The 24,912-nt window shown below is 62.7% G+C and carries 24 protein-coding genes; 19 read left to right on the top strand and 5 right to left on the bottom strand.

The annotated features are described in order from the left end of the window. The first annotated feature begins 427 nt into the window (after positions 1 to 427). The 9 genes from X742_RS151820 to X742_RS151860 all read left to right on the top strand — a co-directional run bounded on the left by X742_RS151820 (position 428) and on the right by X742_RS151860 (position 10,219). Entirely contained in the window at positions 428 to 889 is a 462-nt protein-coding gene (locus X742_RS151820; protein ID WP_015319311.1) for a MerR family DNA-binding transcriptional regulator, read from the top strand. A gap of 264 nt (positions 890 to 1,153) precedes the next feature. Continuing rightward, a complete protein-coding gene (locus tag X742_RS151825; protein WP_023773003.1) occupies positions 1,154 to 2,944 on the top strand; it encodes an acyl-CoA dehydrogenase in 1,791 nt (596 codons plus the stop codon). A 46-nt stretch (positions 2,945 to 2,990) separates the two neighbouring features. Continuing rightward, positions 2,991 to 4,163 carry an acyl-CoA dehydrogenase family protein gene (locus X742_RS151830; protein ID WP_031248071.1) on the top strand — a complete coding sequence of 391 codons (1,173 nt, stop codon included), beginning with the start codon at positions 2,991 to 2,993 and terminating at the stop codon, positions 4,161 to 4,163. A 32-nt stretch (positions 4,164 to 4,195) separates the two neighbouring features. Next, positions 4,196 to 5,404, top strand: coding sequence for an acetyl-CoA C-acetyltransferase (locus X742_RS151835; protein ID WP_023773001.1), 1,209 nt, complete (start codon positions 4,196 to 4,198; stop codon positions 5,402 to 5,404). A gap of 13 nt (positions 5,405 to 5,417) precedes the next feature. Beyond that, positions 5,418 to 7,637, top strand: a complete 2,220-nt coding sequence (locus X742_RS151840; protein WP_023773000.1) for a 3-hydroxyacyl-CoA dehydrogenase NAD-binding domain-containing protein — start codon at positions 5,418 to 5,420, stop codon at positions 7,635 to 7,637. A gap of 9 nt (positions 7,638 to 7,646) precedes the next feature. Then, the gene (locus X742_RS151845; RefSeq protein WP_023772999.1) at positions 7,647 to 8,192 is read left to right on the top strand and encodes a thioesterase family protein; all 546 of its coding nucleotides are present in this window, start codon (positions 7,647 to 7,649) and stop codon (positions 8,190 to 8,192) included. 83 nt (positions 8,193 to 8,275) lie between these two features. Beyond that, complete coding sequence (locus X742_RS151850; protein ID WP_023772998.1) at positions 8,276 to 8,581, top strand: hypothetical protein; 306 nt, start codon at positions 8,276 to 8,278, stop codon at positions 8,579 to 8,581. A 138-nt stretch (positions 8,582 to 8,719) separates the two neighbouring features. Next, on the top strand, positions 8,720 to 9,355 hold the full coding sequence (locus X742_RS151855; RefSeq protein ID WP_023772997.1) for a helix-turn-helix transcriptional regulator: 636 nt from the start codon (positions 8,720 to 8,722) through the stop codon (positions 9,353 to 9,355). Positions 9,356 to 9,364: 9 nt separating this feature from the next. Continuing rightward, the gene (locus tag X742_RS151860) at positions 9,365 to 10,219 is read left to right on the top strand and encodes a thermonuclease family protein (protein WP_348524176.1); all 855 of its coding nucleotides are present in this window, start codon (positions 9,365 to 9,367) and stop codon (positions 10,217 to 10,219) included. On the opposite strand, the gene X742_RS151865 is transcribed toward X742_RS151860, so the two are convergent. Then, entirely contained in the window at positions 10,185 to 11,831 is a 1,647-nt protein-coding gene (locus X742_RS151865; protein ID WP_023772995.1) for a lysine--tRNA ligase, read from the bottom strand. The genes X742_RS151860 and X742_RS151865 overlap by 35 nt on opposite strands. Before the next feature lie 159 nt (positions 11,832 to 11,990). On the opposite strand from X742_RS151865, the gene X742_RS151870 reads away from it, so the two are divergent. Further along, on the top strand, positions 11,991 to 12,404 hold the full coding sequence (locus X742_RS151870) for a tellurite resistance TerB family protein (protein ID WP_023772994.1): 414 nt from the start codon (positions 11,991 to 11,993) through the stop codon (positions 12,402 to 12,404). Positions 12,405 to 12,492: 88 nt separating this feature from the next. Here X742_RS151870 and X742_RS151875 read toward each other — a convergent pair whose 3' ends face one another. Beyond that, a complete protein-coding gene (locus X742_RS151875) occupies positions 12,493 to 13,344 on the bottom strand; it encodes a transporter substrate-binding domain-containing protein (RefSeq protein ID WP_023772993.1) in 852 nt (283 codons plus the stop codon). A gap of 259 nt (positions 13,345 to 13,603) precedes the next feature. Here X742_RS151875 and X742_RS151880 point away from each other — a divergent pair, with 259 nt between their 5' ends. From X742_RS151880 to X742_RS151890, 3 genes are all read left to right on the top strand, one after another. Continuing rightward, a complete protein-coding gene (locus tag X742_RS151880) occupies positions 13,604 to 14,335 on the top strand; it encodes a LuxR family transcriptional regulator (RefSeq protein WP_023772992.1) in 732 nt (243 codons plus the stop codon). A 98-nt stretch (positions 14,336 to 14,433) separates the two neighbouring features. Continuing rightward, complete coding sequence (locus X742_RS151885) at positions 14,434 to 15,072, top strand: acyl-homoserine-lactone synthase (protein ID WP_023772991.1); 639 nt, start codon at positions 14,434 to 14,436, stop codon at positions 15,070 to 15,072. Next, entirely contained in the window at positions 15,069 to 15,818 is a 750-nt protein-coding gene (locus X742_RS151890; protein WP_023772990.1) for an enoyl-CoA hydratase-related protein, read from the top strand. Before X742_RS151885 ends, X742_RS151890 begins: the two co-directional genes overlap by 4 nt. Before the next feature lie 52 nt (positions 15,819 to 15,870). On the opposite strand, the gene ppk2 is transcribed toward X742_RS151890, so the two are convergent. Next, complete coding sequence (gene ppk2, locus X742_RS151895; protein ID WP_023772989.1) at positions 15,871 to 16,779, bottom strand: polyphosphate kinase 2; 909 nt, start codon at positions 16,777 to 16,779, stop codon at positions 15,871 to 15,873. 155 nt (positions 16,780 to 16,934) lie between these two features. On the opposite strand from ppk2, the gene X742_RS151900 reads away from it, so the two are divergent. From X742_RS151900 to X742_RS151910, 3 genes are all read left to right on the top strand, one after another. Continuing rightward, positions 16,935 to 18,200, top strand: coding sequence for an ATP-binding protein (locus tag X742_RS151900; protein ID WP_023772988.1), 1,266 nt, complete (start codon positions 16,935 to 16,937; stop codon positions 18,198 to 18,200). A gap of 114 nt (positions 18,201 to 18,314) precedes the next feature. After that, positions 18,315 to 19,040: a phosphate signaling complex protein PhoU gene (gene phoU / locus X742_RS151905; RefSeq protein ID WP_015319295.1), complete on the top strand. Its 726-nt coding sequence runs from the start codon at positions 18,315 to 18,317 to the stop codon at positions 19,038 to 19,040. A 97-nt stretch (positions 19,041 to 19,137) separates the two neighbouring features. Beyond that, entirely contained in the window at positions 19,138 to 20,145 is a 1,008-nt protein-coding gene (locus tag X742_RS151910) for a magnesium and cobalt transport protein CorA (RefSeq protein ID WP_023772987.1), read from the top strand. A gap of 66 nt (positions 20,146 to 20,211) precedes the next feature. Here X742_RS151910 and X742_RS151915 read toward each other — a convergent pair whose 3' ends face one another. Next, positions 20,212 to 20,730, bottom strand: a complete 519-nt coding sequence (locus tag X742_RS151915; protein WP_023772986.1) for a GcrA family cell cycle regulator — start codon at positions 20,728 to 20,730, stop codon at positions 20,212 to 20,214. A gap of 356 nt (positions 20,731 to 21,086) precedes the next feature. Between X742_RS151915 and X742_RS151920 the strand changes: the two genes are divergently transcribed. The 3 genes from X742_RS151920 to X742_RS151930 all read left to right on the top strand — a co-directional run bounded on the left by X742_RS151920 (position 21,087) and on the right by X742_RS151930 (position 24,393). Continuing rightward, on the top strand, positions 21,087 to 22,286 hold the full coding sequence (locus X742_RS151920; protein WP_023772985.1) for an aspartate aminotransferase family protein: 1,200 nt from the start codon (positions 21,087 to 21,089) through the stop codon (positions 22,284 to 22,286). 16 nt (positions 22,287 to 22,302) lie between these two features. After that, positions 22,303 to 23,214 carry an ornithine carbamoyltransferase gene (gene argF / locus X742_RS151925; RefSeq protein WP_023772984.1) on the top strand — a complete coding sequence of 304 codons (912 nt, stop codon included), beginning with the start codon at positions 22,303 to 22,305 and terminating at the stop codon, positions 23,212 to 23,214. 147 nt (positions 23,215 to 23,361) lie between these two features. Beyond that, entirely contained in the window at positions 23,362 to 24,393 is a 1,032-nt protein-coding gene (locus tag X742_RS151930; RefSeq protein WP_031248070.1) for an Hsp33 family molecular chaperone, read from the top strand. A 73-nt stretch (positions 24,394 to 24,466) separates the two neighbouring features. On the opposite strand, the gene apaG is transcribed toward X742_RS151930, so the two are convergent. Next, entirely contained in the window at positions 24,467 to 24,859 is a 393-nt protein-coding gene (gene apaG / locus X742_RS151935) for a Co2+/Mg2+ efflux protein ApaG (protein ID WP_023772981.1), read from the bottom strand. Between the last annotated feature and the right edge of the window lie 53 nt (positions 24,860 to 24,912).

Raw genomic sequence — 24,912 nt, 5'->3', positions numbered from 1 at the left:
CCGGCTTGCGGCCAGCTCCCCAAGTCCCTGCCGGAACGAGGCGACCGCGCTTTCATGCCACGGTGGAAGACAAGCTTCCCGGGTTTCCCCGCGCTCCGAAAACCGTGAAAATTCGATACAGGATAACCACGGGTAGCCGACACGCGCACATTTCGCCCAACGTGGTAAACAACGCGTTAACCAAGCTTAAGAAGTTGCAAGGAAGTTGGCTGACGCGACTTCCGGTGCGGCATAAAGCACCGTTCTCAGAACGCCCTTGCGTCATGAGGCGGCTACCGGTATAGAATTGACGTAAACGTAAATGGCGCATCAACTGCGCTGTTTACGATTTGTTTGTAGAAACCACGGCCGGAAGCACGCCCCCGCTTCCAGTCAGGCGACGCATGGTCCGGGACCGCGACGCCACCAGACGGGGAAGCCAGTGACCATGAAGCTTATCTCGGCCGGCGAGACCGCGGCCAATACCAATAATGCAACCGTTGAAGCCGGCGAGGATCTCTCCCGCATCGGCGAGATGGCCAAGAAGTACGGCGTGACGCTGCGCACGTTGCGTTTCTATGAAGACAAGGGCCTGCTCAATCCCCAGCGCGACGGTTCGACCCGTCTCTATACGCGCCGCGACAAGGCCAGGCTGAAGCTGATCCTGCTCGGCCGCAAGGTTGGGTTCTCGTTGCGCGACGTCAAGCAGATGATGGACCTCTATGATCCGACCGGTTCCAACACCAAGCAGTTGCGGCTGGCGCTGGACAAGTCGGAAAAGCAGCTCGCTCGCCTGCAGAAGCAGCGGGCGCTGATCGACGACGCCATCAATGAGCTCGGCGGCTCGATGTCGGCGGTGCGTCAGATGCTGGCCGAGCGTTCGGCGCCGCAAGCGAGCGTCGCGAGCTAAGCCGCCCTCCGATACTGTCGGACCCTTCACCATAAAGCCGCGTGGCCATGCCGCGCGGCTTTCGCTGTCTGGCCTGCCTGCTTCGCGCTGGCTTGCGCATTGCAGTTGCGCCAAGCTCACTACGCTCGTGGCGACAGAAATCTCGCCGCGCCGGAAACATTGACGTTTACGCAAACGTCAATATTTGCTATTGCGGCTTCGACATTGGCCCGCTTGCCGCGCCCGGCTTGATTTCGGGGTCAATCCGCATGGTGGAGGAAAAGCATGCCGATCTACAGGGCCCCGGTCCAGGACACGCTGTTCGTGCTCAACGAGGTGCTCGGTTATCAGCGCTATTCGAACCTTCCCGGATTCGCCGACGCGACGCCTGACGTGCTCGAGGCAATTCTCGCCGAAGGGGCCAAGCTCGCCGAGAATGTCATGCATCCGCTGAACCGTGTCGGCGACATGGAGGGCTGCGTGCGCCACGACGACGGCTCGGTGACCACGCCCAGGGGCTTCAAGGAAGCCTTCGACCAGTATCGCGAAGGCGGCTGGATGGGCCTGGCGGCCCCCGTCGAGTTCGGCGGCCAGGGCCTGCCCTATGCCGTGCACACGGCGGTGGCTGAATACATGGTGTCGGCCAACATGTCGCTGATGATGTATCCGGGCCTGACGCAGGGCGCGATCGCCGCCATCATCACCCACGGCACCGACGAGCAGAAGGCGACCTGGCTGCCCAGGATGGTCGAGGGCAGCTGGACCGGCACCATGAACCTGACCGAGCCGCATTGCGGCACCGATCTTGGCCTGCTGCGCACCAAGGCGGTGCCGAACGGCGACGGCACCTACAGGATTTCAGGCCAGAAAATCTTCATCTCGGCCGGTGAGCACGACATGTCGGACAACATTGTCCATCTGGTGCTGGCCCGCATCGAAGGCGCGCCGGAGGGCGTCAAGGGCATTTCGCTGTTCATCGTGCCCAAGCTGAAGCTCGACGCTTCGGGCAATCCGGGGACGAGAAACACCGTCTCCTGCGGCTCGATCGAGGAGAAGATGGGCATCCACGGCAACTCGACCTGTGTCATGAATTATGATGAGGCCGAAGGCACGCTGCTGGGGGAGGCCAATGGCGGCCTCAAGGCGATGTTCACGATGATGAACGAGGCCCGCCTCGGCGTCGGCCTTCAGGGCCTCTCGCTGTCGGAGATCGCCTACCAGAATGCCGCCGCCTATGCCAAGGACCGGTTGCAGGGTCGCTCGCTGTCAGGCCCGAAGGCGCCGGACAAGAAGGCCGACCCGATCATCGTTCATCCCGACATTCGCCGCTCGCTGATGACCATGAAGGCGTTCAACGAGGCCGGCCGCGCGCTGGCGCTGTGGACGGCGATCAAGTCCGATATCGCGCACCGCTCCGCCGACGACAAGGACCGCCAGGCGGCCGACGACTACACCGGCCTGATGACGCCGGTGGTCAAGGGCGTGCTGACCGACAAGGGCTTCGACCACGCCGTCATGGCGCAGCAGGTGTTCGGCGGTCACGGCTATATCGAAGAGCACGGCATGAGCCAGTTCGTGCGCGATGCCCGCATCGCCATGATCTATGAAGGCGCCAACGGCATTCAGGCGCTCGACCTCGTCGGCCGCAAGCTCGGTCTGAACGGCGGCCGCGCCATCCAGGCCTTCTTCAAGGAGGTCGGCGAATTCTGCGAGGAAAACCGCGCGGACGAAAAGATGGCGCCCTTCACCAAGGGTCTGAAGAAGGGCCTCAACGATTTACAGGCGGCGACCATGTGGCTGCTGCAGAATGGCATGGCCAGGCCCGATAATGCCGGTGCGGCCTCGACCGACTACATGCATCTCTTCGGCCTCGTCGCGCTGGGCTACATGTGGGCGCGGATGGCCAAGGCGGCACAGGGCAGGACGGATGCCAACGGCTCCCAATCTTTCTACGATAACAAGGTGGTGACGGCGCGCTTCTTCATGGAGCGGATCATGCCGGAGACCTCGGCGCACCTCGCCCGTATTTCGAGTGGTGCCGATGCGCTGATGGCCCTGCCGGCGGAAGCGTTCTAAACTCCGTCTCGCTAGCCTTTCTGTCTGTCGATACGCGGAGGAAATCGTGGCGACAAATCCCGCCGAAGTGCTCTCTTTGCCGAAACCAGCCTGGGCGGCCGACGAGGTCGGCATGCTCTACGACATGGCGACCCGCTTCATGTCGGAGGAGATAGCGCCGCGCTACGACGAGTTCGAGAAGAACGAGATGGTCGACCGCGAAAGCTGGCTCAAGGCTGGTTCCGCCGGCCTGCTCTGCGCGTCCATGCCGGAGGAATATGGCGGCTCCGGCGGCACCTTCGCGCATGAGAGCGCCATCATCGAGGCGATCGGTCATGTCGGCGTCGACGGTTTCGGCATCGGCCTGCACAATTCGATCGTCGCCCCCTACATCCTCCATTACGGTTCGGAAGAGCAGAAGAAGAAATGGTTGCCCAGGCTCGCCACCGGCGAACTGATAGGCGCCATTGCCATGACCGAGCCCGGCGCCGGTTCCGACCTGCAGGGTGTCAAGACCCGTGCCGAGAAGGATGGCAACCAGTACAAGATCAACGGCTCCAAGACCTTCATCACCAACGGCCAGCTGGCGAACTTCATCATCGTCGTCACCAAGACCGATCCGGAGAAGGGCGCCAAGGGCACCTCGCTGATGGTCATCGAGACCGAGGAGGTCGAGGGGTTCGAACGCGGCCGAAACCTCGACAAGATCGGGCTGAAGGCCAACGACACGTCGGAGTTGTTCTTCAACGACGTCCGTGTGCCGACCTCCAACCTGCTCGGCCATGAAGAGGGACAGGGGTTCGTCCAGTTGATGCAGCAATTGCCGCAGGAGCGTCTGCAGATCGGCACCGGGGCGATCGCCATGATCGAACGGGCGCTGGCGCTGACCATCGACTACGTCAAGGAGCGCAAGGCCTTCGGCAAGGCGATCATCGATTTCCAGAACACACAGTTCAAACTGGCCGAGTTGAAGACCGAGGCCACCGTCGGCCGCGTCTTCTACAATGACTGCGTCACTCGCCACATCAATGGCGGCCTCGATCCGGTGACCGCCTCGATGGCCAAGTACTGGCTCTCCGACCTCCAGGGCAAAGTCGTCGACGAATGCCTTCAATTGCACGGCGGCTATGGCTACATGAATGAATATCCGATCGCCCGCATGTTCCGCGACGCCCGCGTCCAGCGCATCTATGGCGGCACCAACGAGATCATGAAATTGCTGATCGGACGCTCGCTCTGAGCAGCTTTTCAGCGAACCCAGGGAGCATGAAAATGACCGAAGCTTATGTCTATGACGCCGTGCGTACGCCGCGCGGCAAGGGCAAGAAGGACGGATCGCTGCACGAAGTGCCGGCGGTGCGGCTCGCCGCCAGGACGCTCGAGGCCCTGCGCGACCGCAACGGGCTGGACACTGCAAACGTCGACGACATCATCTTCGGCTGCGTCGACCCGGTCGGCGAGGCGGGTTCCGTCATACCGCGCGCCGCAGCCTTCGAGGCCGGCTACGACACCAAGGCACCTGGCATGCAGATCTCGCGCTTCTGCGCCTCCGGCTTGGACGCCATCAATTTCGGCGCCGCCAAGATCGCGCAAGGCGCCGATGAAATCGTCATTGCCGGCGGCGTCGAATCCATGTCGCGCGTCGGCATGGGCATGTCCGGCGGCGCCTGGTTCATGGATCCTTCGGTAGGCCTGCCCGGCTGGTTCGTGCCGCAAGGCATTTCGGCCGACCTGATCGCCACCAAATACGGCTTCTCGCGCGACGACGTCGACGCTTACGCGGTCGAGAGCCAGAAGCGCGCCGCGAAATCCTGGGCCGATGGCCGCTTCAAGAACTCGGTCATCCCGATCAAGGACCAGAATGGTCTCACCATTCTCGACCATGACGAGCATATGCGGCCATCGACCGACATGCAGTCGCTTGCCTCGCTCAACCCGTCCTTCGTCATGCCCGGTGAAATGGGCGGCTTCGACGCGGTGGCGGTGCAGAAGCATCCGGAGGTCGAGGAGGTCAACCACGTCCACCACGCCGGCAACTCGTCCGGCATCGTCGATGGCGCGGCGGCCGTGCTGCTCGGCTCGAAGAAGGCCGGCAAGGCGATGGGTCTCAAGCCGCGCGCGCGCATCCGCACCTTCGCCAACATCGGCTCCGAGCCGGTGCTGATGCTGACCGGCCCGGTCGACGTCACCGAGAAACTGTTGAAGCGCGCAAAGATGAAGCTGTCGGACATCGACCTGTTCGAGCTCAACGAGGCCTTCGCCTCGGTGGTGCTGCGCTACATGCAGGCCTTCGAGATCCCGCACGACAAAATCAATGTCAATGGCGGTGCCATCGCCATGGGCCATCCACTCGGCGCCACCGGCGCGATGATCCTTGGCACGGTGCTGGACGAACTCGAGCGTCGTGACTTGACCACCGCGCTGGTCACCCTGTGCATCGGCGCCGGCATGGGTACCGCAACCATCATCGAACGCGTCTGACGGGGAGAGAACGATGAGCTACACCAATTTCACCCTCGACATCGACGCCGATGGCATCGCGTTGGTCACCTGGAACAGCCCGGACCGCTCGATGAACGTCTTCACCGAAGAGGTGATGCGCGAGTTGAATGCCATCGTCGACAACGTGGCCGGCGACGCCGCCATCAAGGGCGCGGTGATCACCTCCGGCAAGGACACCTTCTCCGGCGGCGCCGACATCACCCTCTTGCAGAAGATGCTGACCACCTTCGCCACGGACAAGGCCAAGGATGTCGAAAAAGCGACCAAGGCGCTGTTCGACAACGCCGGCATCATGACCGGCCTGTTCCGCAAGCTGGAGACCTGCGGCAAGCCATGGGTCTCGGCGATCAACGGCACCTGCATGGGCGGCGCCTTCGAAATGTCGCTCGCCTGCCATGGCCGCGTCGCGGCCGACTCCGACAAGGTCAGGATGGCACTGCCCGAGGTGAAGATCGGCATCTTCCCCGGTGCCGGTGGCACCCAGCGTGTGCCGAGGCTGACCGACCAGCAGCAGGCATTGCAAATGCTGACCTCCGGCCAGACCCTGTCGCCGCAGAAGGCGAAGGCGATGGGCCTGATCCATGAGATCGCCGAACCCGCCAAGCTGGTCGAGACCGGCAAGGCAATGATCAGGAACGGCCTCAAGCCGGTGGCGCCGTGGGACGAGAAAGGTTTCAAGCTGCCCGGCGGCCCAATCTATTCGGCGGCGGGCGCCAATCTGTGGCCGCCGGCCATCGCCATCCTGCGCCGCGAGACCCATGGCAATTACCCCGCCGCCGCGGCGATCCTGAAATGCGTCTATGAGGGCCTTCTGGTGCCCTTCGACACGGCGCTCAGGATCGAGCAGCGCTATTTCACCGAGATCATGCAGACCAAGGAAGCGGCGGCGATGATCCGCTCGCTGTTCGTGTCGCTGCAGGAACTGAACAAGGGCGCACGCCGCCCGGCCGGCGTGCCGGACACCAAGTTCAAGAAGATCGGCATCCTTGGCGCTGGCTTCATGGGCGCGGGCATCGCCTATGTCACCGCCAAGGCCGGCATTCCGGTGGTGCTGCTCGACCGGGACATGGAGGCGGCCGCAAAGGGCAAGGCGCATTCCGATGGCCTGATCTCGGATCAGGTCAAGAAGGGTCGTGCCAAGCCCGAGGACAAGGACAAGCTCTTGTCTCTGATCACGCCGACGGCAGACTATGCCGACCTCGCCGGCTGTGATCTCGTTGTGGAAGCCGTGTTCGAGGATTCCGCCGTCAAGAAGGCCGCTACCGAACAGGCGGAAGCCGTGTTGAAATCGTCGGCGATCTTCGCCTCGAACACCTCGACCATTCCGATCACCGGCCTCGCCAGGAATTCGGCGCGGCCGAAGAATTTCATCGGTATCCACTTCTTCTCGCCGGTCGACAAGATGATGCTGGTCGAGATCATCCTTGGCAAGAAAACCGGCGACAAGGCCCTTGCCACCGCGATCGACTTCGTGCGGGCCATCAAGAAGACCCCGATCGTCGTCAACGACACGCGCGGCTTCTACGTCAATCGCTGCGTGCTGCGCTACATGTCGGAAGCCTACAAGATGCTGATCGAAGGCGTGCCCGCGCCGATGATCGAGAATGCGGCCAAGGCCGCCGGCATGCCGGTCGGTCCCTTGGCGCTGACCGATGAGACGGCCATCGACCTTGCCCAGAAGATCATGAAGCAGACCATCAGGGATCTCGGCGAAAAGGCCGTCGACCCCAGGCAGATGGCGCTGATCAACACCATGGTCGACGATCATGGCCGTTTCGGCCGCAAGAATGGCAAGGGTTTTTACGACTACCCGGCCAAGCCGGCCAAGAAGAAGCTGTGGCCCGGCCTCAAGGACCTTTATCCGCAGCTCGCGGCCGAGAAGGTCGACTATGAGGAGCTGCAGCAGCGCCTGCTGGTCACCATCGCGCTCGAAGCGGCGCGCGTGATGGAAGAGGGCATCGTCACCGATCCACGCGAGGCCGATGTCGGCTCGATCCTGGCCTTCGGCTTCGCGCCCTACACCGGCGGCGCGCTGTCCTATATCGACGGCATCGGCGCCAAACAATTCGTCAAGATCGCCAGGGCGCTGCAGAAGAAGTATGGCGCCGAGTTCAAGGCGCCCAAGCTGCTCCTCGACATGGCCGAGAAAGGTGAGACCTTCTACGAACGCTTCGATCCCTATGCCAAGGGCGATGTGAAGCAGGCAGCCTGACAGAGCGTCATGTATGTCTGGGCGCGCATGACGCGCATGCTGGCCACGGCGCGAGGCCGTGGCCCTTACATGATGGGCGGTGAAGGTCGGCTGGCCTTTCGCTGCCTGCCGACCGACATCGACTTCAACGCCCATCTCAACAATGCGCGCTACATGATGCTGGCCGACCTTGGCCGCGTCGACCTGTTTGTCCGCGCCGGCCTCATCACGCTGGCGAGGAATAATGGCTGGGCGCCGATGATGGGCGGGCTGCAGGCCGTCTACGCCCGCGAGATCCGGCTGTGGCGCCGCTTCGAAGTGGTGTCCTCGATCGAGACATGGGAAGGCACCCAGGTCATCGGCAAGCACCGCTTCGTCCTCGACAATGGCGAGACCGCCGCCCTGGTCATGACCACGGCCGGTGTCTACGACCGCAAGGCGCGCCGCTTCCTCGACATTGACGCGGTTGTCGCCGCACTTGGCCGTGCGGTGAACCCGCGGCCACCGACCGAGGCGGAACGCATTTTCATGACGTCGCACCAGGGACTGCGCGGCCTGGCCAAATCGTCCGGCTGATCAACCCGATCGACTTTCCCAAACCAAGCGCGGGCTGGTACATTAGGTATCGCTAACATGATGTTGGCGGAGGAGTAATCATCATGCGTATGATGCTGAGAGTTTCCATCCCGGCCGAGGAAGGCAACAAGGCGATCAAGGACGGCAGCATGGGCAAGGTCATCGAGCAAACCTTGTCCGATCTCAAGCCGGAGGCCACCTATTTTACAGCTGAGGGTGGTTGGCGGACGGCCTACCTTTTCCTGGAGGTAAAGGACAGTTCGGACATGCCCTATGTCGCCGAGCGGTTCTTCTTCGCTTTCAATGCCACCGTCGAGCTGATCCCTGTGATGAACGTCGACGAGCTCAAGAAAGGCCTCCCGAGGGCGATGGCGGCATTAGCCGGATAGCGGCTTCGGCCATGACACTGTGCCGTCGTTGCGGCACACCGTTTTGTTCGTGATCCATCGGCCGCGCTGGTGGACAACGCAGCGGTTGCGCGTTAGACAGGAAGAGGCATTTTTTCCTGTTTCGAAGGAGAGCACGTCATGCTCTCGCACGACCGAGTCTGGGCTGCCATCGATGCTCTTGCCGAGCGCTATTCGCTTTCGGCTTCGGGTCTGGCAAGGCGCGCGGGACTTGATTCAACCGCCTTCAACAAATCGAAACGCCTCTCGTCCGACGGCCGGCCGCGCTGGCCTTCGACCGAATCGCTGGCCAAGATCATCGAGGCGACGGGCGCTTCGCTGGACGAATTCACCGGGCTGATCGAAGGCCGTGGCGCATCGCCCGCCAGCCGGCGCGCGGTGCCGCTGCTAGGCTTTGCCCAGGCCGGCGCTGGCGGCTTCTTCGACGATGCCGGCTTTCCGGCGGGGCAGGGCTGGGATCTCGTCGAATTGCCCGCGCAATCGACCGAAAGTTCCTATGCGCTGCAGGTCCAGGGCGATTCCATGCTGCCGCTCTACCGCAACGGCGACGTCCTCATCGTCGAGCCGGGTGCGGCCACCCGCAAGGGTGATCGCGTCGTCGTCAAGACCACATCGGGCGAGGTGATGGCCAAGGTGCTCGAGCGCCAGACAGTCAAGTCGATCGCGCTGGTCTCGCTCAATCCGGAGCATCCGGACCGCGACATCCCCATGCGCGAGGTCGAGTGGGTGGCGCGGATCGTCTGGGCAAGCCAATAGGTGCGACGGGTGCGACTTCCTCATCTTGTCCTGGCGGTTTTGATGGTCCCGGCGATGGCGGCGCTGGTCGTTGCCGGCGGGCGCACGTTGAAAGGCAGCGAAAGCACTGTTGCGGTGGATCAGATCGATCCCAGCGCCGACACTACCGCTGAGGCAGATAGGAATGCGACGCCCGAGGAACCGTCCACCTCAGCAATTCGAGCACCCGCGCAACCGCCAAAGCCGGCGGTGCATTCGCGGGCGATCGACCCGGACGTGGTCGCGCCGCCGGAACTGCCCACCGGCGACCTCGAGCGGGTCGAGCCCCGTGCGCCGTTGAGCAAGCTGGCGCTCGCCGTGCCGCCCGCGCCGAAAATGCCCGACGACTGGAACGGCACAAAGCTGTTCCAGCCGGTCGCTCCGGCCGCCGGCCTGATCGAGGCGAAGGGCTATTCGGTCGCGATCTCCGGCATCGACGTCGTCAGGCAGGACGAGACCTGCACCACCGACGGCAAATCCTGGCCGTGCGGTATCCGCGCGCGTACGGCATTCCGTGCCTTCCTGCGCGGCCGTGCGGTGGTTTGCACGGTGCCGCCTGAAGGCGGACGCGATCGGGTCGCGGCGGAGTGCCGGATCGGCAAGCATGATGTCGGGCAATGGCTGGTCGAGAACGGCTGGGCGCGTGCCGCCAAGGACGGGCCCTATGTCGAGGCCGGTGACAAGGCACAAAGCGCCAAGAAAGGCATTTTCGCGTCGGGGCCGAATCTTGCCGGCATCTCGGCGGTGCCGGCCGCACCCGCCCCGGCGCCCCAGGCGCCGGGTTCGATCCTGGAGGAGGACGGCGGCGTCCTCAAGCCAGCTGACCAGCCAGCGCCTTCTGAATGAGCGAGCGGGTCTCCGCGACGCCATAGAGCGCGGCAAACGAACCGAAGCGAGGGCCACGCTCCTGGCCGATCAGCACCTGGTAGATCATCTGGAAGAAGGCGCCTGAAACACCCGGGCCACCTTCCGGACTTTGCTTGGAATGATCCTGGTAGCGTTCGATCTTGCGCGCCACGTTGAGCGAAGCGTTCTGGATCGCTTCGCTGCTGGCGCCCGCCGGCAAGTCGCCAAGTGCCTTTTCCAGGCCCACCAGCGCTTCGCGCTCGACCTCGTCGGCCGGGCGAAAGGTTTTCGACGGCCTCACGAAATCGTCGAAATAGCGGATCGCATAGCCCGTCAGCCGGTCGAGCTCGGGATGGGTCGCCGGAGTCACGCCCGCGACATGGCGCGAGATGAAACCCCACAGCACATCCTTGTTCTGCGCATTGGAGGCGCTGACAAGGTTGAGCAGCAACGAGAACGGCACCGGCATGTCGACGGCGGGCGGGTTGCCGTCATGCATATGCCAGACCGGATTACCCAGCCGCTCCTTCCACTCCTGGCGGGGATAGGCGGCGAGGAAGGTGTAATATTCGTCCACGGCCCGCGGGATGACGTCGAAATAGAGTTTCTTGGCCTGCCGCGGGCGCTGGTACATGTAGAGCCCCAGGCTCTCGGTCGGTGCATAGGTCAGCCATTCGTCAATGGTCAGGCCGTTGCCTTTCGACTTGGAGATCTTCTGGCCATTCTCATCGAGGAACAGTTCGTAGACGAAATGCTCCGGCGCCCGCCCGCCCAGTATGTTGCAGATGCGGTCATAGACCACTGCATTGGTCTGATGGTCCTTGCCGAACATCTCGAAATCGACGCCGAGTGCCGCCCAGCGCATGCCGAAATCCGGCTTCCACTGCAGCTTCACGCGGCCGCCGGTGACCGGCAGCGTGGTTTCGGTGCCATCATCGTCGAAGGTGATGGTGCCGGCCTTGGCGTCGACTTGCTTCATGGGAACGTAAAGCACGCGCCCACTCTTTGGCGAGATCGGCAGGAAGGGGCTGTAGGTCGCCTGCCGCTCAGGTCCGAGCGTCGGCAGCATGACCGCCATGATCTGGTCGTAGCGTTCGGCGGCGCGCAACAGCATCGCGTCGAAACGGCCTGACTTGTAGTACTGCGTCGCGCTGGCGAATTCGTAATCGAAGCCGAACGTGTCGAGGAAGCGGCAGAGCATCGCATTGTTATGGTCGGCGAAGCTCGCATAGTCGCCGCCGAAGGGGTTAGGCACCGATGACAGTGGCTTGTGCAGATATGGCTCGATCGCTGCGCGATCCGGCACGCTGTCGGGTATCTTGCGCATGCCGTCCATGTCGTCGGAAAAGCACAGCAGCTTGGTTGCGACCTTGTCCTGCGTCAGCACGCGGAACGCATGGCGCACCATCGAGGTGCGGGCCACTTCGCCGAACGTGCCGATATGCGGCAGGCCCGACGGTCCATAGCCGGTCTCGAACAGGATCGTTTCGGGGAAGTCGGCGCCCTTGTAGCGCTCGATGATCTTTTTGGCTTCCTCGAACGGCCATGCCTTGCTCTCGGCCGCGGCCGTCAGCAGTTCGGGATTGAGATCGATGATGTTTGATCCCGCCATGTCACAGTTTTCCAGATTGTATCCCGGCAATAGCCGCAAAAGTGCATTTTCAACCGGTCTCTAGGCGTGCGTGGCCGGAGCGTCAACGCGTCGGGCGCTTTTTCCTTGCCGCCTCAGGCTCCCCTTCCTACGTTCGGGGCCCCGTTCAAGGAGTAAAGAATGCTTTCGCCCACCCCGCACGAAGCCCTGATCTATCTGATGGTCATCACTTCGGCCTCCGACCGGGACATGACCGATGTCGAACTGGCCAGGATCGGCGAGGTTGTCCGCTCGTGGCCGGTGTTTGAGGATTTCAAGCAAGACCGGCTGGTTGCCGTGGCGCAGGCCTGCCAGACGATGCTGCATGAGAAGGGTGGGCTCGAAGGTGTCCTGACCCAGGTCTCGGAGGCGCTGCCGGACCGGTTGCGCGACACTGCCTATGCCGCGGCTTTCGAAGTGGCCGCCGTCGATCTGGAGATGCGGCTGGAGGAAGTGCGGGTGCTGCAGTTGATCCGTCGTAAGCTCGATCTCGACACGCTGACCGTGGCGGCCATCGGCCGTGCGGCCAAGGCAAGGCTGCGAACTCTGACCTGACGAGGTTACGGCCGGATCAGAAAAGCTGACCGGAACCGGATCAGAAGAAACTGACCGGACCGGATCAGAAGAAACTGACCGGGCCGGATCAGAAGAAACTGACCGGGAAATAACGCAGGTAGAATTCGGCAAAGGTGCCTTTCATCGAAATCTCTTGCAGAGCGTAGTCGAGGGCCGCGGCCAGCGCCGGATTGTCCGCTCGCGTGGCGATGGCCATGCCGGTGCCCAGATATTCGGGCGCCAGGTAGGGGCCGCCGGCAAAGCGGCAGCAGCCGGCGGCATCGGAGCCGCCGAGCCAGAAGGCGAAGCGCATGCCATCGCCGAAGGCCGCGTCGATCTTGCCGGCCTTGAGGTTGCCAAATAGGTCTTCCGGCTTGTCGAAGGGGACGACCTGGACCGTGCCGAAATAGTCGCGCAGCATGCGTTCATGGGCCGAGCCCGATATCACGCCGACGCGCTTGCCGTGCAATTTGTCGAAGAGCGGTTCCGCCAGCGCCTTGTTCTTCGGAGTGATGAAGCGCGCCGGGAACTGCAGGTAAGCGCGCGAGAAGGCGTATGTCTGGCGCGACTGTGGCGTTGGGGCAATGCCGGCGATAACAGCTTCTCCTTCGCCCCTCTCAAGGGCGCCTTGAAGCTCCACCCAGGGCAAGGCCTGGATCTGACATTTGTCGACGATGCCGAGTTCCACGCAGATAGCGCGGGCCAGGTCGATATGGAAACCGGACAGCTTCCCCGCGCCGTCGAGAAAATTGAAGGGCGGAAAATCCGTGGTCGTCAGGAACCGCAGCCGCGGCAGCGCCGCAAGGTCCGGCTTGGGAAGCCGCTCCTTGGCATCCCACAACACCGGCACCTGCGGCTCCGCCGCGCCCGCGCCGGAAACCCATGACAATGCGGCGATGAGCGCCGCTGCCAGGACATGGGACCTCCATTGGAACGCCACGATAGAACTCCGCCGCACCCGTGCTCGTGCCGGTTTTGGTACGAAAACGGTACGGGCACAATGCTTTTTGATTTCAACGCTTCGATTTCAGGATATGGTTCGGCCGGTTTGCAAACAGCGGTGGCTGCCCTGGTGGGAATACCAGGGTCGAGAACCACAACCGGAAGCGGGCGCTTTGCAATCCGTGGTCGGTGGCGAAGTGCCGGGAAGGCGCGGACCATGGACTTAATGCATGAGGCAACATGGGGTTGATGTTGCGATGGGTCAGTTCGATCGAACGCTGGAATACATAGACCAACTGCAGCACGCCGGAACGGCGGCCGCGGTCTGCGAGAAACTGTTGGGCGTAACATCGGAGTTCGGCCTGACCGCGCTGATGGCCGGAACCGTTCCGCAGCCGGGCACACCGACGGGCCAGCAGAAGCAGCATGTGCTGCTCTGCGACTGGCCGGTCGAATGGCTCGAGCGCTACGTGACGCGCAACTATGTCGATCACGATCCCGTCGTCAGTCACATGAAACAGCTGCAAGCGCCGTTCCAGTGGCGGGAAGCCGCCCAGGGCATCCGCATCGACAAGAGCAGCGGCGAAGTAATGGGCGATGCCGGCGCCTTCAAGTTGCGCGACGGGCTGGCCTTTCCCTTGATCACGCTCGACGGCGAAATCGTCATGGTGTCGCTGGGGGGCGAGGCCGTGGAACTGTCGGCGGCCGAGTTCGGCCTGGTCTCCCTGGTCTCGACCTATGCCGTCGGCCGCGCCATGCAACTCCACACCATGGCGACCACGACGATCGACCACATCGAGCTGACGCCGCGCGAACGCGAATGCCTGCAATGGGCTGCCGTCGGCAAGTCCGAATGGGAGATTTCCCAAATCCTCGGCATCTCCGAGCACACGTCGGAGAAACATCTTCTTAACGCCAAAAGCAAACTCGGTGCCGTCAACCGGGTCCAGGCAGTCGCCGAGGCGATAAGGCGCGGCTACATTAGCTAGGTCGGCCGTGCAGGCCTAGAACTTCTCGCCTACGTGATCACGCAATTTTCGCATCAAAGCACGGCCGTATCTTCCCCTGAATCACAGGAGACTACGGAATGCTTTTTTGTCTTACGACCCAAGAATTGATGGAACGTCCCGACCTTTGGGAGGCCGTCCATCGGCTGCGCTACCGGATATTCGTCGAGGAGATGGGGTGGGAGGACCTTCGGCGCCCCGACGGATTTGAGGTCGACCAGTTCGATCATGAGGAGGCGGTGCATCAGATCGTCATCAGGGGCAATGAAGTCGCGGGCTATCAGAGGATGTTGCCGACCACACGGCCGCATTTGTTGACCGAGGTGTTGACCGATCTCTCCGAAGGAACGCCGCCGGCGGGTCCCAACATCTGGGAGTTGACCCGCTATGCGGTGGCTCCGGGTTATCGCGACGGCCGGCGCGGCGTCTCGACCGTCGGCACGGAATTGATAGCCGGTTTCGTCGAGTGGGGTCTGAAGCGCGGCGTCGACAAGGTGATCATCGAGTTCGAGCCGATGTGGGTGCTGCGCGCATTGCAACTGCACTTCCTGGCGACGCCGCTCGGCTATCAGCGCACCTATGGCAGCCAACAGGTCGTGGCGACGCTGCTCACCTTCAACGAGCACACGCTGGACGTGGTGCGTTCGCGCCGCAATCATCATGCACCCGTCCTGGCCAGGGGATATCCCGACATGTTCGGTCAAAGGAGGGCGTCATGAACGCGCATCCGCAACCAGAACTGCGCGGCCACACGCTGATCGTCACCGTGTCGTCGAATGACGGCCGGCCGGTGCTCGACCGGAGGGCCTATGAGAGCCTTGCCAGGACGTTCCATGAAGCCGCCGAGAATGACCAGGTGCGGGTCGTCGTGCTGCGCGGCCTAGCGGGCTGCTTCTGCCTTGGCGGTGACTTTTCCGAATTCCTGGATGCCGCCAAGCACCAGAAGCTGATCGCCGCCGTCACCGACATGTTCCGCATGCTAGCGACGTTTCCAAAGCCGATCCTGGCCTGTGTCGACGGCGATGCCGTCGGCGTCGGCTGCACCATCCTGTTCCATTGCGACATGGTGATCGCGTCTGAAAAAAGCACGTTCCGGGTGCCGTTCGTCGATTTCGGCCTGGTGCCGGACGCGGCAACCAGCATCCTGGCGCCGCAGAAGCTCGGTTATGCCGGTGCTTTCCGCTTCTTCTGTCTCGGCGACACGCTTTGTGCCGAAGACGCCAGGGCGCTCGGCCTCGTCGCCGAGATCGTCGCGGAAGGCAGCGTCGAGGAAGCGGCGCTTGGCCGAGCCAGGCAGTTGGCAAAGAAGCCGGTTGCCGCTTTGCTGCAGACACGCGGCCTACTCAAGGGGAACACCGCCGCCCTATGTGAGCGCATTGATGAGGAGATATCGCTGTTCCAGCAGGCGCTGCAGGACGACGCCACGTTGCGACGGTTGCAGCGGATCGCCAGGCTGGCTGCCTGAGCCATCGCCCGGAATGCTGTGCCGCGCGGACGATCACGCGGCACAGCAGGTATCAACTTTCCTTGCCCAGGAATGACGGCCCTTCGCCGATGATCTTCTTATCTTCCTTGCCGATAACGTCGAGATCGCGCCCCTCATAGGGCAGCGACAGGAGGATGCGGCGCATCACCGCCAGCCGCGCGCGGCGCTTGTCGTTGGCCCGCACGATGATCCATGGCGCGAACTCCTTGTGGGTGCGCTCGAACATGGTGTCGCGCGCCTTGGTGTAATCGTCCCACTTGGTGATGCCGGCAATGTCGATCGGCGAGAACTTCCAGCTCTTCAGGGGGCTGTAGCGGCGATCGTGAAAGCGTTCGAGCTGCGTCTCCCGGCCGATGTTTAGCCAGAATTTGAAGAAATAGATGCCGTCATTGACGATCATGCGTTCGAAATGCGGCGTCTCGTCGAGAAACTTCTCGTGCTGTTCGGGGGTGCAAAAACCCATCACCGGCTCGACGCCGGCACGGTTGTACCAGGAGCGGTCGAAGGTGACGAATTCGCCCGCTGTCGGGAAATGGTCGGCATAGCGCTGGTAGTACCATTGCCCCAGTTCCGTCGGGGTTGGCTTGGTCAGCGCAACGTTGCGCGCCGTGCGTGGGTTGAGATACTGGCGCAGCACGAATATCGTGCCGCCCTTGCCGGCAGCGTCACGACCCTCGAACAGCGCCATCATCCGCTTGCCGGTCGCCTGCAGCCATGCCTGCGCCTTGACGAGCTCGATCTGCAATTTCTCGAGCGTCTCGTCATACTCCTCGCTCTTCATCTTCTTGTCGTAAGGATATCCGCCCGCGGTCAGCTTGTTCTCCTCGACCCAGTCCGGAAGCTCGGGATTCTCGATATCGAACTCCCGTTCCTTGCCGCCGATCCTGATTTTCAGCGGGCCTGCGCTTGGCGTTACCGAATTGTCCTTGGCTTTTTTCATGCAGACGAACCCTTCTAAGTGTCTGGACTCATGCTATTGGGAGCCACTGCAGCGCCGCGCCTCGTTTGGACGCGCAAAGGAGGCTGTAGTACTTTTGATTTGCGGTCCAGCGGAAGTTTTCGCCGCCGTGTGACCGGTGGAGGCTGGGCGCGCGAATGACCGAGCTGGGCGCAGAGCAGAAAGGCACGGGGCAAGCTGTGGCCGCTCGGCTGTGGCACAGCCGCTGGCTGCTTGCGGCCGGTGTCGTGGCGGTTCTGATCGCCTTTGGCTTCGCCGGCATTTCCGCCTACGTGCTGGTACCGGCGCTACTCCTGCTGCCGGCCGCGGCAATATTGCCGGTCACCAGTGCCCGCCATTCCGCGGGGCATGCCGCGGTGATCGAGGCGGTTGGCTTGCAGCGCCTGTCCGGCGAATATCTGGCGGCTGCGGTCGCCGATCCGCTCATCATCTTCGACCACGCCGCCACCATCGTCCACGCCAACGCCGCCGCCTTTGCAGCCTTTGGCGGCATCGCGCCCGGCATATCGCTGCCGCTGAAATTCCGGGCGCCTGAAATGCAGGCACTGCTGGACAGTGTGCTGTCGGGCACCGTCGCCTCGGATGTCGTCGACTACACCGAGAAACTGCCTGTCGAACGGGCCTACCGGGTCAGCGCATCCTCGGTCGGGCATGGCACCGATCTTTATGTGCTGGTTTTCAAGGACCAGAGCGAGGCGCGGCGTATCGACCGCATGCGCGCCGACTTCATCGCCAATGCCAGTCACGAATTGCGCACCCCGCTAGCCTCGATCGCGGGCTTCATCGAAACGCTGCGCGGACCGGCCCGCAACGATCCGGCGGCGCGCGAGCAGTTCCTCCAGATCATGCAGAACCAGACCGGCCGCATGGCGCGCCTGATCGACGATCTCCTGTCGCTGTCACGGCTGGAGATGAAACCCTATCTGCAGCCGGGAACCGAAGTCGATCTGCGCCAGACCGTCGACAGCGTCATCGATTCGCTCGGCCCGCTCGCCCGCGAAAACAATATCGTCATCGAGCGCGATTTCGCCAAGGGGCCGCTCGATGTGCCAGGCGATCGCGACGAGCTGTTCCAAGTGTTCGAGAACCTTTTGGAAAATGCCTGCAAATACGGCCAGTCGGGCGGCCGTGTCCTGGTGTCGATCGCGCGCGGCGATGATGGTCCCGAACCTGGCATCGACGTCACGATCAGGGACTTTGGTCCCGGCATCCCCGAGGAACACATCCCGCGCATCACCGAGCGCTTCTATCGTATCGATGTCGAGACCAGCCGGACCCAGAAGGGCACGGGGCTTGGCCTGTCGATCGTCAAGCACATCCTGACGCGTCACAACGCCAGGCTGACGATCAGGTCCGAGGTCGGCAAGGGCGCCGCCTTCTCGGTCCATTTGCCGGCACACTGATACTGCCCTAGTTTTCCACGGGGCCGTTTCTTTTTTCTGTCATCCCGCTAGCGTATCAGCGGGGATTCGAGGAAACGACTCAAAGACAAGATCCCGTGGGAAGGCATTTCATCCATGCAGTCCGTTCACATTGTCAGCGCCTATGACGAGGAACTGAAATATCTTTCGAAGCGCATCGCCGCGATGGGTGGCCATGCCGAGCGCATGGTCGAGCAGGCGGTCGCCGCCCTGGTCAATGCCGATCCGGGGCTGGCCCAGAAGGTCATCCGAGACGACGCCGTCCTGGACGAGGGACAGCGTGAGATCGACGACAAGGCGATCATCATCATCGCCAGGCGTCAGCCGATGGCGACGGACCTGCGCGAGATCGTCGGCGCCATCCGCATTTCGGCCGACCTCGAGCGCGTCGGCGACCTCGGCAAGAACGTCGCCAAGCGGGTGGTTGCCGTTACCGACGGCCGGCAGCCGACCAGCCTGTTTCGCGGCCTGGAGGCTCTGGCCAATTTGGCACTGACCCAGCTGAAGGAAGTGCTCGACGTCTATGCGTCGCGCTCGGTCGACAAGATCGGCTTCGTGCGCGACCGTGACGACCAGATCGATGCCATGTACACCTCGCTGTTTCGCGAATTGCTGACCTACATGATGGAAGATCCGCGCAACATCACGCCCTGTACGCATCTGCTGTTCTGCGCCAAGAATATCGAGCGGATCGGCGATCACGCCACCAACATCGCCGAGACCATCTACTATATCGTCACCGGCGACCAGATGCCCGCCGACCGGCCCAAAGGCGACAAGACCGACAAGATCGGCCTCCCCGAGGCGCTGCCGGTGAAGTGAACGCACATCCCCTCGAACGCTTGATCATATTGCGCTAGACTATCCCGAGATAAGCTTGCCGGTTCCCCAGGGAAGGCAACGCTTTCGGGAGGCTGCGATGGAATATGTCCGAGAGTTCAAATCCTCGCCGCCGACATCAGGCATCATCGCCTGCGGCGTCTATACCGCCGGGCGCCGCATCGCCGATATTCCGATCGAGGAAGCCGGCGAATGGGCCAAGAAATCGGGACATGTCGTCTGGATCGGGCTGCTTGAACCCGACCGCGAACTTCTGCTGCGCGTCAAGGCGCAGTTTCATCTGCATGAGTTGGCGATCGAGGATGCCGAGCATCCGCACCAGCGGCCAAAGATCGAGCAATATGGCGATGCGCTTTTCATCGTCGCCCGCACGGCGCAGCTGATCGACGGGCGCGTCACCTTCGGCGAGACACATCTGTTTGTCGGCTCAGGCTACATCGTCAGCGTCAGGCACGGTCCTTCGACATCCTATGCCGTCGTGCGGCAGCACTGGGAAAGCTGCCCGCACTCGCTGGCCAAGGGGGAGGATTTCGTCCTCTATGCCATTCTCGACTTCATCGTCGACAATTACATGCCCGTGCTCGAGCAGATCGAGGACGAAGTCGAGGCAATCGAGGACAAGGTCCTGCTGAAGCCGATGACCGGCCCCGACATCGAACGCCTTTACATGCTGCGCCGCGACCTCCTGCGCCTGCGGAACGCGGCATTGCCCCTGGTGGAAGTCTGTCGCCGGCTGACCAGCGCCGACCTGCCGCAGATCCATTCGGCCATGCACCCGCTGTTCCGCGACGTGACGGACCACATCCGTACTGTCCAGGAGAAGATCGACAGTCTGCGCGAGGTGCTGGCCTTTGCCTTCGAGGCCAGTCTTCTGGTCGGTCAAAGCCAGGAAACGGCGATCTCCAAGAAACTCGCCTCATGGGCGGCCATCCTAGCCGTGCCTACCGCATTCGCCGGCATCTACGGCATGAACTTTACCGACATGCCGGAGCTGAAGATGGAATATGGCTACCCGATGGTGCTGGCCACCATCGCGCTGATCTGCTGCTTCCTGTATTGGCGCTTCAGGAAGAACGGCTGGCTGTGAGGAAGTCAGTAGTCAGTAGTCAGTAGTGGGAGCGGTTATTTCCGCACCACTCACTCCTCACTCCGCTTATCGGTTCCGCCGCCGCTCCGCCGCCGGCTGGAACGCCACGCGGGCATGGTATTTACAGTAGGGACCGGTTTCAGCGGCTTCGTTGCCGCAGAAGTTGAAGTCCTCCGAAAGGGGATCGCCATTCGGCCATTTGCAGGTGCGCTCGGTCAGTTCGACGAGCTGCAAATGCCGTGAGATCGGCACCACGACGTTCTCGACCGGACGGATGTAGTGCCGCGCCACCGGTTCGGCGTCGAATTGCGTCTGAAGGGCCGTCGCGCCGATCGAAGTCGTGACGTGGCGTGCCGTGCTTGCGGCGCGCGCCACCGATTTCTGGACGGTCGATCCCTGCGTCACCTTCTTCTGGCGCGCCGGCGTCGCCGTTGCGCGACCGCGACCCGACAGCTTCAGCCGGTGCACCTTGCCGATGACGGCATTGCGGCTGACTCCTCCAAGCTGCGCAGCAATCTGGCTTGCGCTCAGACCCTCCGACCACAGTTTTCTCAAGAGTTCTACCCGCTCGTCAGTCCAGTTCATGACCGCGCTCCTCGTAAGCGTGCGGCAATCAGAATCCATTCCCGACCCAGCACCACTGCTGGGACAGACACCACATATATCTGGTGATTAGGTCCGCCGCACGAAATCTAGTTATTTCTCGACTACAACTACTCTATGCGCTGACTCGGTGACAAGAGTCCCAAGTGCAACACGAATCGGTTTTTTCGGTTTTCCCCAACTTGCCCGGTCGTTCATGAGCCGGCGTTGCGTCGGAGGGCTTGCCGCGCGCCACTAGGCGACGTTTTCGTTGACTTCATGGCCGAAAAACACGATAAGCCGCAGAAGGCCGCCGCTTTGGCGGCTTTTTTGATTTTCCGGTACCGGAGACGCATATAATGAGCGGTTCGGCGCTTTACGAGACCTTTGCTCGCGCACCCCTGGCCTTCGACCATGGGGAAGGCACTTGGCTGGTTACGGACAAGGGCGAGCGATATCTCGATTTCGCCGGCGGCATCGCGGTCAATTCACTTGGCCATGGCCATCCGCACCTTGTCGCGGCCCTCACCGAGCAGGCGGCGAAACTCTGGCACGTCTCCAATCTCTATGAGATCCCGGGGCAGAGCAGGCTTGGCGAGCGGCTGGCTGATGCCACCTTCGCCGACAAGGTGTTCTTCACCAATTCCGGCGCCGAGGCGCTGGAATGCGCGATCAAGACGGCGCGGCGATACCACTTCGTCAAGGGAAATCCCGAGCGCTTCCGCATCATCACCTTCGAAGGCGCCTTCCATGGCCGCACGCTGGCGACCATCGCGGCAGGCGGCCAGTACAAATATCTCGAAGGCTTCGGACCCAAGGTCGAAGGCTTCGACCAGGTTGGCTTCGACGACATCGATGCCGCCGAGAAGGCGATCACGCCCGAGACCGCCGCGATCCTGATCGAGCCGGTGCAAGGCGAGGGCGGTATCCGCCCAGTACCGACACAGTCGCTCAAGCGGCTGCGGCAGCTCTGCGAACGGCACGGCCTGTTATTGATATACGATGAGGTCCAATGCGGCATTGGCCGTACCGGCAAGCTGTTCGCGCATGAGTGGTCTGCGGTGACGCCCGACATCATGGCGATCGCCAAGGGCATCGGTGGCGGCTTCCCGATGGGCGCCTGCCTTGCCACCGACGAGGCCGCCGTCGGCATGACCGCCGGCGTGCACGGCACCACATTCGGCGGCAATCCGCTGGCAATGGCGGTCGGCAACGCCGTGCTCGACGTCGTTCTGGAAGACGGCTTTCTGGAGGATGTCCAGCGCAAGGCGCTGCTGATGAAGCAGGGGCTAGCCTCGATAGCCGACGAATTCCCAGAAATTGTCGAGGATATCCGGGGCACCGGGCTGATGCTCGGCCTTAAATGCGCGATGCCCAACGGCAAGGTAAACATGGCGCTGCGCGACCAGCATTTGCTGGCCGTTCCGGCCGGCGACAACGTCATTCGCCTGCTGCCACCGCTCACCGTCACCGACGCCGAGATTCACGAAGCGCTCAACCGCATCCGCGCCGGCGCCAAGGGCCTGTCGGAGGCGATCGCCTCCGCCGCCGCGAAGTAATCCGGAACCATTCCTGATGTCAGTTCGCCATTTCACCGATCTTTCCACCGTTTCCGAAGGCGATTTGCGCTTCATGCTGGATGATGCGGTAACGCGAAAGGCGCGTCTCAAGGCCGGCGAGCGGACCAAGCCGCTCGAAGGCAAGGTGCTGGCCATGATCTTCGACAAGCCGTCGACGCGCACGCGCGTTTCTTTCGACGTCGGCATGCGCCAGCTCGGCGGCGAGACCATCATGCTGACCGGCACCGAGATGCAGCTCGGCCGCTCCGAAACCATCGCCGACACCGCCAAGGTGCTGTCGCGCTACGTCGATGCGATCATGATCCGCACCACCTCGCATGAGCGGCTGCTGGAACTGACCGAGAATGCCACCGTTCCGGTGATCAACGGCCTGACCGACGACACCCACCCGTGCCAGCTGATGGCCGACATCATGACCTTCGAGGAGCATCGCGGTCCGGTTGCCGGCAAGACGATTGCCTGGACCGGCGACGGCAACAATGTGCTGCACTCACTGCTTGAGGCCTCGGCACGGTTCCGCTTCAATCTCAACGTCGCCGTGCCCGAAGGCAGCGAACCGGCGCAGAAGCATATCGACTGGTCAAAGGCGCATGGCGGCCAGCTCTATTTCACCCGCTCGCCCGAGGAAGCCGTCGACCAGGCCGACTGCATCGTCACCGACTGCTGGGTGTCGATGGGACAGGAACACCGTGCTCGCGGCCACAATGTCTTCTCGCCCTATCAGGTCAACGCGGCGCTGATGGCCAAGGCCAAGCCGGATGCATTGTTCATGCACTGCCTGCCGGCCCATCGCGGCGAGGAAGTAACCGACGAGGTCATCGACGGGCCGCATTCGGTGGTCTTCGACGAGGCCGAGAACCGGCTCCATGCCCAGAAGGCGGTGCTTGCCTGGTGCCTCGGTGCTTAGAGTGTTTGGGTGCTTAGAGCGTCTTGGTGCTTGAAGTGTCTTGGGCGCCCGAAATGCCCAGGCGCTTGATCTGCGGCGGCGCGATGCCTATCTGCGCCGCATCACGCAAATCAAGCGCGTTTGGACGCATGTGCCCACCAGGGCCGCATGGCCGCGCCCTGGAGCTTTGTCATGTTGGAAAGCCATCAAGTGACTGAACATCATCCCAAACTCGGCGAGTTCGGGTATGCCGGCGACGATCACGTCGTTCCCTTCGAGGTCGGTCCGCTCGACGTGCGCGGCCGCACGGTCCAGCTTGGGCCGATGCTCGACGCCATCCTTGGCCGCCACGATTATCCCGAGCCGGTCGCCCGCCTGCTGGCGGAAGCCTGTGTGCTGACCGTTCTGCTCGGCACCTCGCTTAAATTCGAAGGCAAGTTCATCCTGCAGACCCGTACCGACGGGCCTGTCGACATGCTGGTCGCGGACTTTTCCACGCCCTCGGCACTGCGCGCCTACGCACGCTTCGATGCGGATCGGCTCGAAGCACTGGTCGCCGCAGGTGAGACGTCCCAGCAGACGCTGCTTGGCAGCGGCGTGCTGGCGCTGACCATCGACCAGGGCGCTCATACGCAGCGTTATCAAGGCATCGTCCAGCTCGATGGCGAAACGCTGGAAGATGCGGCACGCACCTATTTCCGTCAGTCGGAACAGATCCCGACCGATATCAGGCTCTCGGTCGCCAAGCTGCTGACGCCCGGTGTCGGCGGCGCGCGCGAGCAATGGCGCGCCGGCGGCATCCTGGCGCAGTTCCTGCCGCAATCGCCCGAGCGCATGCGCATTCCGGACCTGCCGGGTGGGGACGGCGATCCGCGCGAGCAAGTCCACGATCCGGCCGATAATTCCTGGCAGGAACTCCTGGCGTTGCTAGGCACCATCGAGCCGACCGAATTGATCGACCCGACCATCGGCGCCGAGCGGCTGCTTTATCGCCTCTTCCATGAGCATGGCGTGCGCGTCTTCGGCGGCGTTCCCGTCGCCGACCAGTGCTCATGCTCCCGCGACAAGATCCGTGGCATCCTCGAGGGCTTCTCCGCGCAGGAGATCAAGGACAGCACCGAGGATGGCGGCATCCATGTCGCGTGCGAATTCTGCTCGACGCAGTACGACTTCGACCCAGCCGAGTTTGCGGCTCAGTAAAGCCTTTCCTTCTCCCCGTTCCGCGGGGAGAAGGTGCCCGAAGGGCGGCTGAGGGCAGCGTGACCGTCGGCCCTCAGTTCACCGTGCGCCTTGTCCCCGGCAGATCGAGCGAGAAGGCTGGGATGGCGATGTCGAACGTCTCGCCGCGCTTGTTGCGCATCGTGTAGCGTCCGACCATGATCCCGGAGGGTGTCGAGAGCGGGCAGCCGGACGTGTACTGATAGCTGTCGCCGGGATTGAGTTCCGGCTGGTCGCCGACAACGCCCGGCCCGCGCACCTCCTCGACCCGGCCGGCACCATCGGTGATATGCCAATAGCGCGACAGAAGCTGCACGAACTCGTCAGACTGGTTGTCGATCGTTATCTGATAGCCCCAGACGTAGCGGTTCTCCTGGGGATCCGAACGATCCTCCAGATAGAACGGCCTGACCTGCACTTCGATGTTGCGCGTCACGGCGCGGTACATGAGCGGCTCCAAAACAATCCGACGACTTTCGACGCTCGCGGTGAGCAGGTCAA

The sequence above is a fragment of the Mesorhizobium sp. LNHC229A00 genome, from assembly GCF_000502415.1.
In the GTDB taxonomy this organism is placed as follows: domain Bacteria; phylum Pseudomonadota; class Alphaproteobacteria; order Rhizobiales; family Rhizobiaceae; genus Mesorhizobium.
The sequence above is the reverse complement of the archived record's forward strand: the minus strand, read 5'-3'. Positions and strand labels throughout refer to the sequence as shown.